We start from the raw sequence: 18,082 nt of genomic DNA, 5'->3' as shown, positions 1-18,082 counted from the left end.
TACCCGAAGGCGACGCGCATGGGCGCGCGAAGCGATGTATTTCCGTACATAAAAATTGGCGTATAAGTGCTTCTTTATTAAAAATCATGGGTCCACTAACTATTGTTGTTATCACGCATCGTCCAGTTGCCGGGCTTCAAGAACGGACCCAATTTTCCGATAACCATAGGCGCCCAATTTATCGCGCGCCTATGTGATTCCCGAAAGGGAAATGGGTGCGCTGTGAATAGGGCATAAACATAGGTTCCCCCATAGGGTTAAACGCTTGTGGAGCTGGTTTTGGCTGGTTAGTGATGGTAAAGGTGATCTGGTTGGGATCGCCGGGCAGGGTTGCGCCGTTGAATTGGATGTTGGCGTGGGCGACGCCATGGGTGTTCTGGAGTAGGGTCTGGGCCTCGGTGGGGCTCTTGCCGGCGATGAGGCGGGCCAGGGCTTGCTGAGCGGTGGCGTCGAATTGGTAGGCCCAGGTACCCTGCGCCTCTATGCTCCAGGTGGCGTTGGCGCCATCGAGTTGCTGCTGGAGCACGCGCAACTGGAGTGGGCTGGCGAGCTTGCTGCCACTACCCAGGTCGCTATCGGCCTGGGGTTGCAGCTTGCCGATGAGGAGCGTTTGCATCTGCTGCCGAGAATAGGCGAAGGCGTTACAGCTAACGGTCACACTGATGGTGGTGCTGGCGACATTGGCCCCGGTGTCCCCGATGGGGTTAGTGTGATTGGTCGTGTTTTTGCACTGTGGATTACCCGCCATCTCCTCTCCGGCCTGAAGCATCCCATGTAGTTGCTGAAGAGCCTGCACCTGGGCACTATTCTGAAGCCCCCCGCTCACACCGCCCACATCCTGTTGCGTGACAAAGGTATAGTTCTGTGCGTCCTGCCCACCAGTGAAAGGGACCAAGTTTCTTACAAAGATTGTATTGTTGGCAGCGCAGCAGGTTTTATTTATATTCATGGTTGGTATGTTACCCCTGGTACCAGGAGTATCTGCATGAGCAGTTACTTCTGCTTGGCTTACTTTCCCTGTTGCAGAGTTCGCGGCAGGTATGACAAGCGCCGTATCTGTGTTTACTTGAATACCGCTTGCACTTGTGATAGTAGTTCCCGCACCTACTGTAAAGCTATTAAAGGACCCATTGAAAAATGTGAGCATTCCGGTTGCTTTTGTTCCTGCTGTTTGTTTTTTGCCGGTACCCTGGATGGTCTGGGGGGTGGATTGGGCGCTGGCGGTGAGTGGGTGGGCCTGGACCTGGGATTGGGCGGCGTCGGGATTGGTGGGGACGCCGGTTACCTGGTAGGTGTGCTGCTCCAGGTGGCTGGAGGTGGTCAGGACGATGGTAGCACGATTGCCGTTCAGGAGGGTCGCGATGGGGCTTGGCACGCCACGCAGGACGGGAAGGGCAATGATCACACCTGCAATGAGGATGAGGGCCAGGGGCGCTGCCAGTAGCCACGTGCGCCAGGAGTGCCGTGGGGGGACGACGCTACTAAAGTACGCATCTACGTATGATGGTACGGCATGTTTCGTGCCATTATATGTAGACGCGTGCTTTAGCAGCGTTGGTTGGGGCTTTGGATGCAAGCGGGGAGCAGGTGTGACCGGTGAGTTTTCCATGCCGGAACGCGAGCGGCGGGCGGAGGATGGTAGCACGACCGGTCGGGGCTTTGGACGCAATTTGGGAGCAGGTGTGATCGATAGATTTTCACCGCTGCTCTCTAGATCACTCTCCTCCAGGATATCAATATCGCTCTCCTCGCCCTCCTCTATAAATGAGTGGCTCACAGGTGTGATCGATCCCCTATCCAGGTCCTGCTCCATTGCGTAGGTGTGTATCATATGCCCTTTAGGGTAGTAAGTAGCGCTCCTCCCTTGCTCAGCAGCCCTGCTAAAATCATCCCAGAGTGCCTTCGCATCCTGATAGCGCTGTGTGGGATCGTGGGCGAGGGCGCGCAGGATGACGGCATCCAGGTCGGGCGAGAGGAGGGGGTGAAGGCTACTGGGCCTGGGCGGAGGCGTGAGCTGTTGCTGGCGCGCCAGGTCGCGTCCAACCTCGAAGAGGGTGCGGCGGAAGGGGAGGCGCCCGGTACAGAGCTGGTAGAGAATCACGCCCAGGGCGAAGATATCGCTTTGAGGGAGGGCGCCGCCTCGGAACTGCTCCGGAGCCATATAGGGGAGCGTGCCCCCTGCGGGAAAGGTGTGATGGGTCGCGCTGATCTCGACCGCCAGGCCAAAGTCGCTCAGCACGGCCTGCTCTGAACCATTGGGGAGGACGCGAAAGAGAATGTTCAGCGGCTTGAGATCGCGATGGATCACACCATGGGTGTGGGCATAGGCCACAGCGCTACAGAGCTGGGGCGCGAGGGTTAGAATTTTATTGAGCGGGTAGGGCTGGCCTGGACGGAGGCGTTTATGCAGGTCGCCCCCGGCGGCATATTCCATTACTATATAAGGAATCATTGAGCCGCGAGTGGGATCAACCAGCTCAAGTTTGAGGTCGCTATAGATATGTAGGATGTTGGGATGGTTCCACTGCGCGACCTTGGCGGCCTCCTTCACAAAGCGATCCAGTGTGCGCTGATCAAGCTCGTCAGGCTTGATGACCTTGATGGCAACCTCGCGCTGGTCGTGCTCATCCCATGCCAAGCAGACATCGGCCATGCCGCCGCTACCCAGAGAGCCCAGGAGTTGATAGCGCTGTCCAAGTGTCTCAAATGCGCGATTATAGCGCCACAATTTCACAATAGATGCCTCCCGCTACTGGCGTACGCGGCTACTGATAGCCTTTTATGTTGAGGGAGTATACCCGATTAAAAGCATTATTGCATGTGAATAGACAAAAAGGCAACGTATTTGCAGGGACAGTGAAAAAGAGCTGCATAACGCCACAAAATTGGACGTGAATCGTCGGGGTATGGGAGGCGAAGACGCGCCTACACTCAATGTGTAGGCGCGTCCTGTGAGCGTGTATATGGATGTGGATATGAGCGTTATTGATTAGGAGTGACGCTGGTGATTGCGGGAGCGTTCATCTCCGGGCTGTAGGTGGTGCTGGGCGCGTTAGACGCGATATTGGGCGTGCTAGGAGCGTTAGACGCGATATTGGGCGTGCTAGGAGCCGTAGGAGCACTGGCTTCGGTGGCCTGGTTGGCGTCAGACATCGAGCTGCTCTGCTCGCTCATGTCGGAGGGATCGCTCTTCATCCAGCCACCACGCATCATCATACCGTGACGATAGTAGTGGTGGCGATGATAGCCTTTACCACTGATCTTGAGGATGCAGTTGGCATTCTTCTCAAGCTCAATCTCGAAGTCACGATTGACATTGACGGTCATGTTGGTACTATTCTTGCCATCGACGGCGAGAATGATAAAGGTGGAGCAGATTGAGAGGGCGCGTGGTGACCCTTTATAACCCATAGGATAGTCCTGGTGGCTCTGAGGCAGATTGGCTCGTCCAGGTGTAAGGCTGGAGGCGTGAGCGGATGCCGTATGCCCAAAGGCCATGTAGAGGAGGAAGAGGCTGGTGATAGCGAATATGCATGTGCTTTTCTGGATGCACGAACGCGACATTCTCTGTTCCTTTCCACTGTGTCATCTCTGATGGTGAGGATGACAATTTGCTTTTCTTATAGTGATGGGTGCAGATGCGCTGATGCGCGCTACAATGTTCGCTCTACAAAACCATCCCAGGAGCCATAGCTGTTATCCGTAGATGAGTCTGCGCTATGTCTGCTCTCTATTGTTATAGAGGGTCAACCAAGCTCAAGCGTTATGTATACAGAGAAAAACCAGAGCTACCACGATGACGGTACGCCGTCATCGTGGTAGCTCTGGTTTTTCTCTGTATGACAAATTTTATGACGACAAATTTTATGACAAAAATTTAAGAGGGGCATAAAAATTGGGAGGGAGCGTCTGAGACGCTCGCCTCCCTCGTTGTGCTTATGGATCTGGCAGGCGCTTACCAGTAGTGGCAGCCGTACCAGCAGGTGCGATAGAAACTGTGGTTGACGCTATAGCTGTAACTAACGCTATAGCTGTAACTAACGCTATGGCTGCTGCCAATGCTGCTGCCAATGCTACCGCAGCCGTTGCCACAACCGCCACCCCATTGTGCGGTGGCATGAGTTTGTGCTTTCGTGGGGGTCAGGCTGGCCGCGGAAGCGGTATGAATGTTTCCAAACAATAGCGCTGCTGCTACAACACCGCTAAGCATAACGAGACAGACAGCCTTGCGGAGAGTTGAAAGTGCCACTGTTTGCTCCTTTTCCTTTGCTTGGGAAAATGGCTGGAGCCGGACTGCTGGAAGGGGTGCGCTTATACCGTTTCCTTCTTATGCGGAAACCAACGTCGCTCTCGCGACTAGCGCTTCCCCCTTCGGGGACCACCTAACCCCCATTCGGGGGCAAGCGGTGGCACGGCAAGCGCGCTCAGATTTCCGAATAGCACTTCGCTTACCAGCTGGCGTGGCCTCTAGGGCCACGCCAGCATTGGTTTTGCATGTGTAATTGTCTGTTCTGGTCTTAAGAGCTGACCTCTGCTGGCTAGCGGAAACCACGACCGCCGAAGCCACGACCGCCGAAGCCACGACCGAAGCCAAAGCCACGACCGCCGAAGCCGCCGCCAAAGCCACGACCGAAGCCAAAGCCACGACCGAAGCCAAAGCCACGACCGTAGAAGCCACGACCGAAGCCAAAGCCACGACCGTAGAAGCCACGACCGTAGAAGCCACGACCGAAGCCAAAGCCACGACCGTAGAAGCCACCTCCATAGAAGCCGCGACCGAAGCCGAAGCCGCGTCCGTAGCCATAGCCGCCCCAGCCGCCGCCCCAGCCAAAGCCGCGTCCGTAGCCATAGCCACCGCCCCAACCGGGGCCACCCCATGTAGTGGTTACGTGAGTTTGTGCTTGTGTGGGGGTAAGGCTTGCTGCGGAGGCGTTAGCTGTCGTTCCCATGACCAAGGCAACGGCGACGATCGCGCTGAGCATGACCAGACATAGGGTTTTCCGTATGGCGGAAAGTTGCATGTCTTTTTTTCTCCTTAGTGCCTGAGCCTAGATTGCTCCTGTCATGTATATCGTTTTGAGGTTGCTACTACAAGTGATGCCTTCCAGGGGATGCACTACAGGTTTCAGCTTTTTCTGGTTTTAGTATACAGGCATGTATAAACTCATGTATGCTTGTAGCTGTGCTCTGGCCTACGTGATTACTGGGTTCAGTGAGTACACTTTGAAGATACGTCGTAGGTTACAGAGAGGCTTGAGGCGCGATGTTATGGGAATGAGTGTGGATTACCCCACACTTATGCATGCCTGACGGGTAGGTGTGCCATTGAGAAGCACTGCCCAATTTGTATCTTCCCGATCTGGCATAGAGAGAGCAGGACCTATGTTGGTCCTGCTCTCAGAAGGTTTGGATGCTGTAGTGGTTAGAGGCTAGGGGTTATTTGCAGCCGCACTTAAAGCCTTTGCCGCCGAAGCCGCCGAAGCCAGTACCGTAGCCGCCACCATAACCGAAGTTGCCGAAGCCAGTACCGTAGCCGCCACCATAACCGAAGTTGCCGAAGCCAGTACCGTAGCCGCCACCATAACCGAAGTTGCCGAAGCCAGTACCATAGCCGAGGCCATAACCGAAGTTGCCGAAGCCTGTACCGAAGCCGAGGTTGCCAAAGCCTTTGTTGCCTTTGAAGCCTTTACCGCCACCGAAGCCACCACCGAAGCCATAGTTACCGAAGCCAGCGCCATAGCCACCACCGTAACTGAGGCCATAGCCATAATTGCCGAAGCCACCACCATAGCCAGCGCCATAGCCGAAGCCGAGGCCATTACCACAGCCGCAGGAGTGGGCCGAAGCATGGCTGGTAGGCCCTACCATCAGCATCAGGGCGAAGATGGCGGTAAATATGACCGTACAAACGGTCTTCTTAGCAAGTGACATGTTTGTTCCTTTCCTTGCTTAGGTTTATGCTAATTACTCCCTTTTCCTGTGCAGGAGCGGGTTTTTTGGGCATAAACCAGTAACATTCTGGAAACTGTTTGTCTTCTCTTATGGCTCGAGAAGGCGATGTAGCGCGCTCTGTATGTTGCAGAGTTTGGCTACCAGTGCCATTATACGTAGGCTTATAAACTTATACATGTGTACATATGGAAGGGAAGGAACAGCATTGAATAGTGTGCGGCCCGACGTGTGCTTTTGCACACGTCGGGCCGCACACTATTCAATGCTACGTATTGTTCTAGAGGATGGTCAAAAGTTCGGGGGCGCCATCGGTCACGGCTAGCGTATGCTCGAACTGCGCGGAACGCTTGCCATCGGCGGTACAGACGGTCCACTGGTCCGCGAGCACGCGGGTCTTGGCGGTTCCCACATTGATCATAGGCTCGACGGTGAAGACCATGCCCTGGCGGATACGCAGGCCGGTGCCATGCTTGCCAAAGTGCGAGACGTGGGGATCTTCGTGCAGGGAGCGTCCAACGCCATGACCTCCCAATTCACGCACAGTGGAGAAGCCATTGGACTCGGCGTATTCCTGGATGGCCGCGCCCACATCGCCGAGACGTTTGTTGTGGCGAGCTTCGGCGATACCCAGTTCAGTGCAGCGTTTTGCGACCTCCATGAGCTTTTGCGCTTCCTCATCAATCTCGCCAACGGCATAGGTCACGCAGGAGTCGCCGACCCAGCCATTGAGCAGGACGCCGATATCTACGCCGACGATATCGCCCTCCTTCAACTTGACCTCTGCGCTGGGAATGCCGTGGCAGACCACCTCATTGATAGAGATACAGATGGTGCCCGGGAAGGCAGGAATTGCGGGATGCCCGTTATAGGCGGGGCGAGCACCATAGCCTTTATAGATGGGGAGCGCGCCCTTGCCGCGAATATAGTCCTCGGCGATCTGGTCCAACTCAAGGGTCGTCACGCCTGGTTTAACATATGGGCGCATAACCTCAAAGGTCTGGGCCACCAGTCGCCCGGCCTCGCGTAGTTTGGCGATCTCCTGGCGAGATTTCATCATCACTGCCATCGTATATAATCCTCGTTTCTTCAATTTGTAGGGTCCATGCTGGCATGGACTTAGAACCTCGCCAAGCGAGAACTTGCCCGATCCACAACCGCCTTGCTTGGCGGCGTTTGAGTCCATGCCAGCATGGACCCTACAGGCTTTTTGTCAGGTGGCGCGTCCTCGGCTCGCATCAAGGGTGAGAGGAACCTCATCCTGAAGGGCGTGTTCCCAGGTGAGGAGATCATTGACCGTCACACCGAAATAGCGGTTAAAGTAGTTGAGTAACTGATCGATGGTGGTATAGTCAACGCGCCGGCTCTGGCCACGATGAAGCGCGGCCAGGACACTCAACGAGACGCCGCTTTCCTGAGCCAGGCGGCGCAGGCTCAAGGGGGCTGGCCCTCTTTTGCTCGCTCTACATTTGCCCTTGCCAATAGCAAGCGTAGTCTGCACGAGATGGTCAATGTATTCTCGCCTCCCATAAAGCTTATGGAAACGTGTGCCGTTTTGGTAGCACTCGTCCCCATGACCCGCGACATATGTCCTGATTTCAAGAATGTTTGTGTTCCTAAAATAGCAGAAGTGTAGTGGAATGTCAATACAATTGTGAGTAATTTCAGGTACAAAGGGGCGATGGTCAGGTATGGTATCAGTAAATATCGATTTTATGATACAATCGCATCGGTATGATCCCTGGCGCTAGAAATGGCGGGTGGTGGCGATTGAGGAGAGGGATAGCGTTGAATATGCAGGTAGATGCGCATGAGTAAGCAGACAAAAATGTGCAAAGGAAGCGAGAGCAATGGTCAAATTCTGGGGCATAATTGTGCTTGGCATTCTTGTGTATGCTATAGCTTTATTTGGAGCCGTCTTATTTAGCAGGCTGGACCCGCTGAACAAGTATCGCTGGCAGCGTGAGAAGTTGTTCAGGTTCAAACTGGCACGCTTCATGCTCGACTATGGGCAGGGCCTATTGATCGGCCTCTTCTTTGTGCTCGCGACGGTGGCGACAGGCGCGCTCAGTTTGTATACCACAAATACGACGAAAGCACTCCCTAAGGATTGGTATGCCCTGGTCAGCGAGAACCTGGCCTGGCTGAGCAATGGTTTCCTGGTGATCGCAGGCTTGACGGCTGTTATCTGGATCCTGGCGGCGCTTGGAACGACCATTATAGGGAACAAGGGCGCGCGTGGGCGTGGCCTGGGGCTGATGACCAGCCTGGTGGCGATTGTATTCGAGTTTCTCTATGGAGCACAATGGTATCACATGTTTGTGCATATAAAGTAAAAAATGCCAGATTTCCCGATTCAACTGAGCCGAACCGGGAAATCTGGCATTTTTTTGTATTTTAAAAGAAGAGTCAGAGCGCGTTCTTTAAGAGAGGGCTTTATTGGTATTGTTTCTGCTGAGAGGAAGAGAACTATGATGAACGAACTGGCAAAAACATTTTTTGATAATATCTGGCTAATTATGATTTTTTTGTTTATTTTCGGCGGGTCGATTACGAGCATTGTGCGAGGGATATTCAAAGCTTCTTTCGAGCAGCAGTTGAAGATGCAGGAGAAGAAGAACGAAGAGCTGCGCTTGCGGTTGGAATTGGAGCGCTTGCAGAAAGGGCCGGGTAGAGGGTCCAGCATGCCCCAGCCGAAGGAGTCGGCCTGGGACGAGCAGCCGCTGGCGGGCTACGATGATGGATACGAGGGGCAGGACCTGGACCGGAGCACAAAGGAACGTGAGCAGCAGCCTGTAGAGCCATATGTATCAGAAGGACAGGAATTGCCGCCGCAGGTCCAGGGGTAGAGGGCAACCCACATATAGGCGCCCCGCCGCGCCCCCGAATGGTGGTTTACGGCGCGCCAGGCGATTTATCGCAGTGATACCGTGTGCGACCAGTCCCATGGCGAGGCGGTGTTTGTCACGAGATGTTATATCGTTATGGTGAAATAACTGCAATTATGTGTCACTGCGATAAATCGCCTGGCGCGCGATAAATCGGGCGCCTATGGGAGTGAGAGGGCGCTTAGAGGTAGAGAGGTGTGGTGTAGTCGCGGGAAAGTTTGTGTTATACTGTGTTCACCAATATATCGGCTAGTTTGACGCTCGAAGGCACGGGTCCACTCCACGGCTTTAGGAAGTGTAGCGTCTGTCAAATAGTAGCACAGGAAAAGCCTCCGCCCTGGTGGGTACGTTCCCCAGGATTGAGTCTCGAAAGAGGCGGGTGATGCTTCTCTCCAGGAGGCCAAAAACGGGAGTTGTGGGCCATCTCTCCCTTTTCGTAAGGCATGAGAGCAGCACCGCGCATGGCACCGCGCAAGAGAGAACACGCATGGATGGATGCGTCCTCTCAGCTTTTCCTCCTCCACTACGAGAGGCAACGAGTCGGAGTTCTGCTCCATTTCTCTGCCACTCGCGTACAGAGGAGAGGCGAAAGAATCCGTGGGGCTTTAGCCCCTGGCGGAGTGTCACATATGCTGTAATGTCTTATCAGCTTTAACGACATTACATCTGTATGCTTGTTTTGACGCTGACACAGGGAGATTGTAAGGGCCAGGGTTGGCTAAGCTGCGGGGCCTCGAAGTGGCATCAACGTTGATCTCACGCGCTTTATCCCGCCATGTCCTCGTGTCGTCCGCGTTTCGCTGTGTCGTCATTTGTACATCGACGAGGTCGAAATGATAGAAACCAATAAGGATAAGGCTCCCTTGAGGGAGGGGAATATGCGTTATTACGATTCGCTATTAGAGGGGATCGGGAATACGCCGCTGGTGCAGTTGAAGCGCATCGCAAGCGATGTGCCGCCGATGGTGCTGGCGAAGGTGGAGTTTTTTAATCCGGGTGGGAGCGTGAAGGATCGCATTGGCCCGGCGATGATCGAGTACTGCGAGCAGCAGGGCCTGCTGCGTCCAGGTGGGACAATTGTCGAGCCAACGAGCGGTAACACCGGGCATGGCCTGGCAATCGCGGCGGCGATCAAAGGCTATCACTGCATCTTCGTCATGACCGACAAGGCCAGCGAGGAGAAGCGGAGCCTGTTGCGCGCGTATGGCGCGGAGGTTGTGATCTGCCCGAGCAGCGTTACCCATGACTCGCCGGAGTACTACAAAAATGTCGCCTATCGCCTGGCGAAGGAGATTCCGGGCGCGTGCTGCCCCGACCAGTATTCGAATCCGGCCAATCCGGCGGCGCACTATAGCTCCACGGGCCCAGAGATTTGGCGCGATACGGCGGGCAAGATCACGGCTTTCGTCGCGGGCATCGGCACAGGTGGAACTATTTCTGGGACCAGCCGCTATCTCAAAGAGCAGAATCCACAGATCAAAATCATTGGCGCGGATCCTCCAGGCTCGGTCTACTCGGGTGATACCCCCAAGCCCTACAAGGTCGAGGGTATCGGCATGGACATGTTCCCGCGCAACTATGATACCGCTGTTGTCGACGACGTGATTCGTGTTGATGATCGTACCTCGTTCTACTGGGCCAGGCGCCTGGCACGCGAGGAGGGTATTCTGGTTGGTGGCTCGGGGGGCACGGCCCTGGCAGCGGCTATGACCTATGCCAAGCGTCTTACTCCTCAGGATGTGCTGGTTGTGTTGCTCCCCGACACGGGTCGCGGCTACCTGACCAAGCAGTTTAACGATACCTGGATGCGCGAGAACAACTTGCTGGTCCAGGCCGAGAGTGAGCAGCCAGTCATGCAGGATGTGCTAGCGTATCGCCGCTCGCACTCACAGAGCATGCCCCTGGTGGTCAGTATCACTCCCAACGACTCGGTCGCCGATGCCGTTGAGTTGCTGCGGCGCTATGGTATCAGCCAGACGCCCGTCATGGAGGGTGGCAAGATGGTGGGCAGCCTGACCGAAGACCTGCTGCTACGTCGCCTGGCGAGTGGAGAGCCCCTGGAATCGACCACGGTCGGCCAGTTGCAAGGACCAGCCTTCCCCGTACTGGACGCGGTCTCTGAGGCCCGCGAGGCCTATACGCTCTTCAACATGGGGCACTCGGCAGTCGCCGTCGTTCACAATGGCCTGCTTGAGGGCATCGTTACCAAAAGCGACCTGCTTGAATTCTGGGCTCACGCTAGATAAAAAAGAACGAAAAGCAAATGGACCGATCACCCGCGGGTGATCGGTCCATTTGCTTTTCGTTCTTGCTTGATTTTTATTGGATTTCTTCAATTTGGTGGCAAAATGTATTGACAAATCACAATGTCGTGGGTACTATTAAAGCATCTACTACTAATACTTCATAGGAAAAGGAGGGCAGTCATATGTATCGCAGTAATAGCTTTGCCTCTGCATATATCCCCTGTCTGAGACTGTCCTGGAAAGGTTGGCGCTTGTGAAGAACTTTGCGCGCCCCTATGAAGTGTTTGAGCATACTGCGGATGTCGGGCTACATGCCTATGGTCGGGATCTACCAGAACTCTTTTCTCATGCCGCACAGGGTATGGAGAGTCTGATGGTCGCACCGGAGCAGATAAAGCCAGCGACAACGCGGGAAGTCACAGTCGAAGCCCATGATCACATCTCATTATTGATCGGCTGGCTCGATGAACTGATCTTCCTGTTTGATACGCAGTTTCTCCTCGTACGCGATGTCGAGATCCTGGATTTGAGCGAGACGCGTTTAAAAGCCCGAGTGACGGGTGAGGCATATGATGCCCAACGTCATGAACTGGCAAGCGCGATCAAGGCCGTCACCTGGCACGAGGCCGCCATCACCCGTGATGAGGTCAGTGGCTCTTACCAGGCAAGGATCATTTTCGACATTTAGGGATTCGCGGAGTCGCTCGCCCATCTTCCAGTTCATCTCCCGCACTTTTGGGTAGGGACCAGCCGTGTCCCCGAATGGGGGCTTTAGCGCGTCCGAATGCCATTTATGGCAGTGCGGCGCAAGCCGGTTTTTTGCTGAGGAATAGGCAAACCCATCAAGCGAAGTAGCTCCCCAGGAACGTTTTGGGCTACGCCTATGGGCGATTAATCGCCTTTGGACGCGCTGAAGCGGGTCCCTACCGAGAGAGAGGGGTATCCCCAGCAGATCCGTAAATGTGCCATTTATGATGCGCGAGTTCGGCCATATGACAGGTGCTGTTTTTGTACTGTTGTAAGGTTGTATTGTTTGCCTTTTTATAGATGAGATTATAAAGAGGGCAAGTGATATGGATTTAGTAAGCGAGCGAGTGTGAGAAATCTCATAGACGCTTGCTTCTAGATAAAGCAGAATTGGCTCTGTAAGCGAGTTGATGATGCAAGGCTTAATGTGTTGTTACAGTTCCGGAGGAACGGCAAAGATGATGCAGAATGTAAAGACGAGAACCAGGACTACCGGGTCGTATGTGACCAGGCGGTGGGACATTGGTAATGAGCAGCCCCAGCTCCGCCGCGCCGTGACCGTTTCCGCCCCGGTGACTGGCGAGACAATACGCCTGACGAGGCGCCCAACGTATGTCTACACGCGTATTGGACGCTCGATGTTGAAGCGGGGTGGACGCGCGGAGTAAGCGCCTCAAATCACGGAATTGTAGGGTTCAGGCTGGCATGGACTTGAGTGTACAGGTTGCATTGTGCTTGGGCGGGAGTAAGTCCATGCCAGCCTGAACCCTACAGGATGCCAGATGGATTGATTAGGAAGGAGCCAGCCAATGAGTAGTTTGATTGTGCCAGTGGCGACCATTGATAAGATTGGGCCACATAGCAATGCTGACGCGCTGGAACTGGCGCAGGTGCTCGGGTGGCAGATTGTGGTTCCCAAGGGGCAGTACACGGTAGGCGACAAAATTGTGTACTTCCCACCGGATACTGTGCTGCCACTGGAGTTATCGGAGCGCTTTGGCGTGACGAAATACCTTAGCAAGCAGCGTATCAGATGCGCGAAGCTGCGTGGTGAGCCATCCTTTGGCCTGATCGTGAAGCCCGAGGATGCAGCCTGGGAGCCGGGGCAGAACGTTGCTGATTTTTACGGCGTGAAGAAGTATGAGCCACCTTTACGCTCCAGCGCCGGAGATGCTGAGGTAGACCACTCACTCTTCTGGGAGTATACCGAGATTGAGAACATGCGGAATTTTCCAGACATCTTTACTGAGGGCGAAACGGTCCTGGTCAGCGAGAAGATTCATGGCACCTCTTCGCGCGTGGGCATGATTGAGGGCGAGTTGATGGCTGGCTCCAAGGCCCTGCGGCGCAAGCGGCCAGATGACGATAGGTTCGTGGTGAGCACCTACTGGTTTCCCCTGACGCTAGAGTCAGTGCGGAGGCTGGTTGAAGACCTGGGCCAGGAGCACCGGCAGGTCATCCTCTTTGGCGAGGTCTATGGGAGCCGCATCCAATCCTTTGCCTATGGCTTGAGCAATGGGCGCATCGGCTTTCGCGCCTTTGATTTGCTCGTGGATGGTGCTTACCTGGATTGGCCTGAGTTCCTGGCGTATTGTGAGCGCTATGGCATTGAGACCGTGCCCGTCATGGCCAGCATACCGTTTAGCCTGGACGAGATCAAGCGTTTGAGCGAGGGGTCAACTCTGCTGGCTGAGAACGCGCATATCCGAGAAGGCGTCGTCGTGCGCCCGATACAAGAGCGTACCTCGCCCAAGACCGGGCGCGTCATCCTGAAGTATGTCAGCGACTCATACCTCTTTGGCTCAAAGACTGATTACACTGATAAGTAACGCAGCGCGATGGAGGGGAGGGGCAGGAGGGTCTCCCTCCTGCCGAGGTGTGGGGCTTCCTTTCCGCTCACTTGAGCCGTTTAGGCTAGGTGCGAAAGTGCCGCTGCGCCCCGAATGGAGGTGAGTGAGCGGAATAAAAACCAGCTCCCACAAAATCCTTTCCTCCTAATGCGTTGATGTAACAGATAAATTGAGGGGAACAGAGACATGGGCAATGCGAATATCCCATTGGAACGGATCGATTCTAACCGCTGGCAGATACCCAAGCGGTACAATGACGCGATGAACGTGCCGGGCATTGTATATGCCGACGATGAGCTAATTCAGCAGATATTGTCCGACAACGCCCTGACACAGGTGGCCAACGTAGCCACGCTTCCAGGTATCGTCGGGCATTCGCTGGGTATGCCTGACATTCACTGGGGCTATGGCTTCCCCGTGGGCGGGGTTGCCGCGACCGATGCCGAGCACGGTGTCGTCTCCCCAGGTGGGATTGGCTTTGACATCAACTGTGGCGTGCGCCTGCTCGCGACTGACCTTGTGCGCGACCAGATCAAGGGCAAGGCAGATAGGCTCGCGGACGCTCTCTTCAATACCCTGCCCTCGGGCGTGGGTGGCTATGGCATGCGGCGCCTGACCGAGCGCGAGATGCGCGAGGTCATGAAGCGTGGCTCGGCCTGGGCCGTTGAAGAGGGATATGGTGTCGAGGAGGACCTGGAGGTCACCGAAGAGAATGGCTGCTTGAAGGGGGCCAGGCCTGAGGCCGTGAGCCGCAAGGCCCTGGAGCGTGGCATTGGCCAGCTTGGGAGCCTGGGTTCGGGGAACCATTTCGCCGAGGTACAATACGTAGACCATATCTATGACCAGGAGGCCGCTGAGGCTCTGGGCATCGGGCAACTGGGCCAGGTTGTCACCACCATCCACTGCGGGAGCCGGGGCTTTGGGCACCAGATCGCAGAGGATTATATCAAAATCGCCGAGGCGAAGCAGAAGGCGTACGGCTATCACCTGGCGGACAGACAACTGGCGTGTATGCCTATCCATTCCCAGGAGGGGCAGGACTATCTCGGCGCCATGGCCTGCGCGGCGAACTTCGCCTGGGCCAACCGGCAGTTGCTGATGCATGGTGTACGTGAGGCCTTCTCCAGCGTCTTTGGACGCAAGGCGCGGGCTAAGGACCTGCCGATGGTCTACGACGTGTGCCATAACATCGCCAAAATGGAGGAGTACGAGATCGACGGCGAGAAGAAGCGCGTTTGCGTTCACCGCAAGGGGGCGACGCGAGCCTTCCCTCCAGGGCACCCCGCCATGCCAGAGAAGTATCGTGCTGTGGGGCAGCCGGTGCTCATCCCAGGCGACATGGGACGTTACTCATTCGTCCTGGTTGGCGCGCAAGGCTCGATGGAACAGAGCTTCGGCTCATGCTGCCATGGTGCGGGTCGCCGCCAGAGCCGTACCGCGGCCAAAAAGTCCATCTCCGGCAAGGATCTCTTGTCGCAGCTTGAAGCGAAGGGCATCACCGTCCGCGTTCATAGCAAGAACCTGCTGGCGGAGGAAGCTCCCACTGCTTATAAGGATGCACAGCAAGTCGTCAACGTTGTCCACAACGCCGGCCTGGCGAAGCTTGTTGTACGCTTGAAGCCAATCATTGTTGTGAAGGGGTAAGCAGGCCGGGCGCTGCGGGTCCGACGCTACTAAAGTACGCGTCTACATATGCGCGTTATATGTAGACGCGTACTTTAGTAGCGTCGGACCCCTTCCTACCTCGCTCTTTCTTTTTATTTACCTTAGCCAGGAGCGGCGGCGGACCTCCTGGGGGCCGTAGCCGAGTTCCTGGCGCACGCGGCGCGAGAAGTGGTGGCGGGTCTGGAAGCCGTATTGGTCGGCGATGGCCTGGACGGAGAGGCCGGTCTGCTGGAGAAGCGAGATGCCGTGTGTCACGCGGAGCTGCCAGAGATAGGCCATAGGTGTCGTCTGAAGTTGGGCCTGGAAGAGGCGGATAAGGTATGAGGGGCTAATCGAGACTGCCTGGGCGACCTGTTCCAATGTCAGTGGTTCATGCAGGTGCTCATAGACGTAGACACGGGCCTGCTCGATGGTGGCGTGAGTGGGAGCCAGGTTGTGTTGCACGTGGAGTTCTCCCTCACCGATGTAGAGCCAGAGCATCTGTGTGCCCAGGGATTGCAGGAGTTCGCTTGTTGTGGAGAGGCGTGCAGGCTGAAGTGTGAGCGCGGTATGAATAAGCTGTTGCATCAGGGGCGTTAACGGCAGAGGGCGCGGGAGGGCCAGGAGGCGGGTGTGTAGCTCAGGGGAGAGTTCAGGAACATCCAGGTGTAGCCAGGAGTGATGCGTCTCCTCGCTTTCGGCAAAGGCAAAGCGCTCCTGGTGTCCGGGGAAGAGCAGGAAAACGGTATTGGCCTCTGCCTGGTGCGCGACATTGTCGATCCAGACTGTCATACGACCAGTATGGAGAAAAACGAGTTGTAGACATGGCTGATAGCGGGGACCGAAGTGACTACCAGGTGGGTAGTGAATGGTGCCCACATTAGCGTCGGTGGGCCAGAGGAGCGGGTGTTCCATAGTCATAGATATCCTGGATGATGTGCATTACAGACACCTTCTGGTCAATTCTAGCTCTCTCTATTTTGCGTGGAGGTGGGTAAACTGTCAAGAGTGGTGAATGTCAATCTTGTGAAGAAAGAATTGTCAAAGGAGCACGGTCCTGTCCAGGACCGTGCTCCTTTTTGTTATGTTTATTACGCGAAGGCCGGAATGGCTGGCAGCTCGCGTGTAGCCACCTCATGCATGGGCGTTGAGACGGGTTCCACCTGCACGTTGCCGCGGCGATGGACCACTACCTGGCGCTCGCTGCGATTAGCCAGGCTAAAAGGAACCGCTACACAGAGGCAGAGCAGAGCTGGGATAATCATTCCACCACGTGTACCCAGGAAGGGGATCAGCATCCCGATTGAGAGCGGAATCGTCATACCCGCCAGGCCCGCGCTCATCAGAACCATGCTCGAAACGAGCGTTGGCGAGTGCGAGAAACGGCGTGTCGCCATCGATTGTAGACTCGGGAAGATGGGTCCGATACAGATGCCCTCAAGCAGACTGCCGATAAAGCAGATGTAGGGCAGGTTTAGCGAGGCTGTGACCAGGATGCCACTCAGGCCGCCACCGAGAATGCAGGCATAGAGCAGGCGCACATCAGAGATCAGGCCACGCTTAATCAGCTGCGCGACGATAACACGACCAAGGGCCATACCAATCCAGAAGAAGGTCGCGGCAGGTGTCGCCACCGCCACAGCTACATTCGCGCTCTGACTAATTGAGGTCACCAGCCAGTTGCTAAAGCCAGCTTCCGCGCCCACATAGAAACAGATTTGCAGCGCCATAAACCAGAGTAACGTATGCTTAAAGATGCGTGACATGCTGGCTTTCTCCGAAACCTGGACGTTGCCGCCAGCGCTTGTAGTCGCAGGAGCCTCCTTCGAGACGAAGCGCAGCATATTGAACGCAAGCAGACAGGTAAGGCTGACCAGGGCCACAATAACAAAGGAGACCAGCAGACTACCAGTGAGCGACATCGTAAATGAGAGCAGGAGCGGGGCCAGCAGAGAGCCAACACCTGCGAAGCTATAGAGCATGTTGAGCTTTTCGCCCAGGTTCTGGCGAAAGTTCAGCGTCATCGTAATTGAGAGGCCAATGCTAATAAAGCTACCACTCATGCCCTGGAGAACCTGAGCAGCCAGCCAGAATGTGAAGATAGGCGTCGTAGGAATAATCAGGCTGGCGATGGTCAGACCAGCCAGGCCAAGCATAATCACGGGCTTGGCGCCAATTTTTTTGATAAAGAGACTACTGAGCAGAACCGCGATAATGGAGCCAAAGGCGCTGCCGGTAAAGGCCAACCCGGCGGTACCAAGCGCGACATGGGTATGTTGGGCTAGCAGAGTCAGTCCTGCACTGGGGAGCACGCCCAGCAGACCACTGGCGATATAGGCCAGACAACAAATGGCAAAAAGAACGGTTGGATTGTGGCGTATGGTTCCAAGTGACATATGCGTAACAAAATCCTTCAGTTACAATTTCAATTGGGACGAAAGTTTTCTTCTTCTAACGACGTGCTTTTGAACAAATTGTGGTCGTAGTATTTATGTATCCTGCGAAGACGTTAATGCTCAGGGCTACGACTTGTTGAATTCTATCTGTCTCTGACTGATGGCATTATCGATTCTGGAACCACCAAGAGGAGGCTATCTACCGTAGATAAGCGCGAAGATAAAAAGCTGGCTATGCCTCAGATAGAATGTTTGATGTGGAATCAGGAACGTGTCTTTGTGTTGTTACCTCGTTGTTGTTTACCATCGACGAGAGAGTAACATACTTGAATAGCGGCTGCTAGACTGCACGCTGGGCGGTG

Annotated in this window: 16 protein-coding genes; 7 read left to right on the top strand and 9 right to left on the bottom strand. The window is 55.3% G+C overall.

Going from position 1 to position 18,082, the window contains the following annotated elements; all coding sequences use genetic code 11:
• Positions 1 to 178: 178 nt before the first annotated feature.
• From KTE_RS03305 to KTE_RS03275, 7 genes are all read right to left on the bottom strand, one after another.
• Positions 179 to 2,734, bottom strand: coding sequence for a serine/threonine-protein kinase (locus KTE_RS03305; protein WP_201378483.1), 2,556 nt, complete (start codon positions 2,732 to 2,734; stop codon positions 179 to 181).
• Positions 2,735 to 2,982: 248 nt separating this feature from the next.
• Entirely contained in the window at positions 2,983 to 3,564 is a 582-nt protein-coding gene (locus tag KTE_RS03300) for a hypothetical protein (RefSeq protein WP_201378475.1), read from the bottom strand.
• Between the two features lie 391 nt (positions 3,565 to 3,955).
• Entirely contained in the window at positions 3,956 to 4,249 is a 294-nt protein-coding gene (locus KTE_RS03295) for a hypothetical protein (protein ID WP_201378473.1), read from the bottom strand.
• A gap of 289 nt (positions 4,250 to 4,538) precedes the next feature.
• Positions 4,539 to 5,021, bottom strand: coding sequence for a hypothetical protein (locus KTE_RS03290; protein WP_201378472.1), 483 nt, complete (start codon positions 5,019 to 5,021; stop codon positions 4,539 to 4,541).
• A gap of 415 nt (positions 5,022 to 5,436) precedes the next feature.
• Complete coding sequence (locus tag KTE_RS03285; protein WP_201378471.1) at positions 5,437 to 5,931, bottom strand: hypothetical protein; 495 nt, start codon at positions 5,929 to 5,931, stop codon at positions 5,437 to 5,439.
• 298 nt (positions 5,932 to 6,229) lie between these two features.
• Entirely contained in the window at positions 6,230 to 7,018 is a 789-nt protein-coding gene (gene map, locus KTE_RS03280; protein WP_201378470.1) for a type I methionyl aminopeptidase, read from the bottom strand.
• Positions 7,019 to 7,162: 144 nt separating this feature from the next.
• Complete coding sequence (locus KTE_RS03275) at positions 7,163 to 7,450, bottom strand: helix-turn-helix transcriptional regulator (RefSeq protein ID WP_236600268.1); 288 nt, start codon at positions 7,448 to 7,450, stop codon at positions 7,163 to 7,165.
• Positions 7,451 to 7,799: 349 nt separating this feature from the next.
• Between KTE_RS03275 and KTE_RS03270 the strand changes: the two genes are divergently transcribed.
• The 7 genes from KTE_RS03270 to KTE_RS03240 all read left to right on the top strand — a co-directional run bounded on the left by KTE_RS03270 (position 7,800) and on the right by KTE_RS03240 (position 15,324).
• Positions 7,800 to 8,285: a hypothetical protein gene (locus KTE_RS03270; protein ID WP_201378464.1), complete on the top strand. Its 486-nt coding sequence runs from the start codon at positions 7,800 to 7,802 to the stop codon at positions 8,283 to 8,285.
• Positions 8,286 to 8,420: 135 nt separating this feature from the next.
• On the top strand, positions 8,421 to 8,798 hold the full coding sequence (locus KTE_RS03265) for a hypothetical protein (protein WP_201378462.1): 378 nt from the start codon (positions 8,421 to 8,423) through the stop codon (positions 8,796 to 8,798).
• Between the two features lie 917 nt (positions 8,799 to 9,715).
• Positions 9,716 to 11,083 (top strand): cystathionine beta-synthase, encoded by a 1,368-nt coding sequence (locus KTE_RS03260; protein ID WP_236600267.1) that lies wholly within the window; start codon positions 9,716 to 9,718, stop codon positions 11,081 to 11,083.
• Between the two features lie 253 nt (positions 11,084 to 11,336).
• Positions 11,337 to 11,771, top strand: a complete 435-nt coding sequence (locus tag KTE_RS03255; RefSeq protein ID WP_201378458.1) for an archease — start codon at positions 11,337 to 11,339, stop codon at positions 11,769 to 11,771.
• 517 nt (positions 11,772 to 12,288) lie between these two features.
• Positions 12,289 to 12,498, top strand: a complete 210-nt coding sequence (locus KTE_RS03250) for a hypothetical protein (protein ID WP_007904593.1) — start codon at positions 12,289 to 12,291, stop codon at positions 12,496 to 12,498.
• 141 nt (positions 12,499 to 12,639) lie between these two features.
• Complete coding sequence (locus KTE_RS03245; RefSeq protein WP_201378455.1) at positions 12,640 to 13,659, top strand: RNA ligase (ATP); 1,020 nt, start codon at positions 12,640 to 12,642, stop codon at positions 13,657 to 13,659.
• A gap of 207 nt (positions 13,660 to 13,866) precedes the next feature.
• Positions 13,867 to 15,324 (top strand): RtcB family protein, encoded by a 1,458-nt coding sequence (locus tag KTE_RS03240; protein WP_305068539.1) that lies wholly within the window; start codon positions 13,867 to 13,869, stop codon positions 15,322 to 15,324.
• A gap of 117 nt (positions 15,325 to 15,441) precedes the next feature.
• On the opposite strand, the gene KTE_RS03235 is transcribed toward KTE_RS03240, so the two are convergent.
• The gene (locus KTE_RS03235; RefSeq protein WP_201378453.1) at positions 15,442 to 16,239 is read right to left on the bottom strand and encodes an AraC family transcriptional regulator; all 798 of its coding nucleotides are present in this window, start codon (positions 16,237 to 16,239) and stop codon (positions 15,442 to 15,444) included.
• A gap of 176 nt (positions 16,240 to 16,415) precedes the next feature.
• On the bottom strand, positions 16,416 to 17,720 hold the full coding sequence (locus KTE_RS03230; RefSeq protein ID WP_201378451.1) for a sugar MFS transporter: 1,305 nt from the start codon (positions 17,718 to 17,720) through the stop codon (positions 16,416 to 16,418).
• Positions 17,721 to 18,082: the final 362 nt, after the last annotated feature.

Origin of the sequence: Ktedonobacter sp. SOSP1-85, assembly GCF_016587415.1 — a bacterium.
Taxonomy (GTDB): Bacteria; Chloroflexota; Ktedonobacteria; order Ktedonobacterales; family Ktedonobacteraceae; genus Ktedonobacter.
Note: the sequence above shows the minus strand (reverse complement) of the source record. Positions and strands in the feature narration are given on the sequence as shown.

Coding starts and splice junctions, on each gene's coding strand:
- KTE_RS03240 (WP_305068539.1), top strand. CDS start 13,867: ATGGGCAATGCGAATATCCCATTGGAACGGATCGATTCTAACCGCTGG.
- KTE_RS03245 (WP_201378455.1), top strand. CDS start 12,640: ATGAGTAGTTTGATTGTGCCAGTGGCGACCATTGATAAGATTGGGCCA.
- map (WP_201378470.1), bottom strand. CDS start 7,018: ATGGCAGTGATGATGAAATCTCGCCAGGAGATCGCCAAACTACGCGAG.
- KTE_RS03265 (WP_201378462.1), top strand. CDS start 8,421: ATGATGAACGAACTGGCAAAAACATTTTTTGATAATATCTGGCTAATT.
- KTE_RS03250 (WP_007904593.1), top strand. CDS start 12,289: ATGATGCAGAATGTAAAGACGAGAACCAGGACTACCGGGTCGTATGTG.
- KTE_RS03285 (WP_201378471.1), bottom strand. CDS start 5,931: ATGTCACTTGCTAAGAAGACCGTTTGTACGGTCATATTTACCGCCATC.
- KTE_RS03260 (WP_236600267.1), top strand. CDS start 9,716: ATGCGTTATTACGATTCGCTATTAGAGGGGATCGGGAATACGCCGCTG.
- KTE_RS03290 (WP_201378472.1), bottom strand. CDS start 5,021: ATGCAACTTTCCGCCATACGGAAAACCCTATGTCTGGTCATGCTCAGC.
- KTE_RS03235 (WP_201378453.1), bottom strand. CDS start 16,239: ATGGAACACCCGCTCCTCTGGCCCACCGACGCTAATGTGGGCACCATT.
- KTE_RS03230 (WP_201378451.1), bottom strand. CDS start 17,720: ATGTCACTTGGAACCATACGCCACAATCCAACCGTTCTTTTTGCCATT.
- KTE_RS03270 (WP_201378464.1), top strand. CDS start 7,800: ATGGTCAAATTCTGGGGCATAATTGTGCTTGGCATTCTTGTGTATGCT.
- KTE_RS03300 (WP_201378475.1), bottom strand. CDS start 3,564: ATGTCGCGTTCGTGCATCCAGAAAAGCACATGCATATTCGCTATCACC.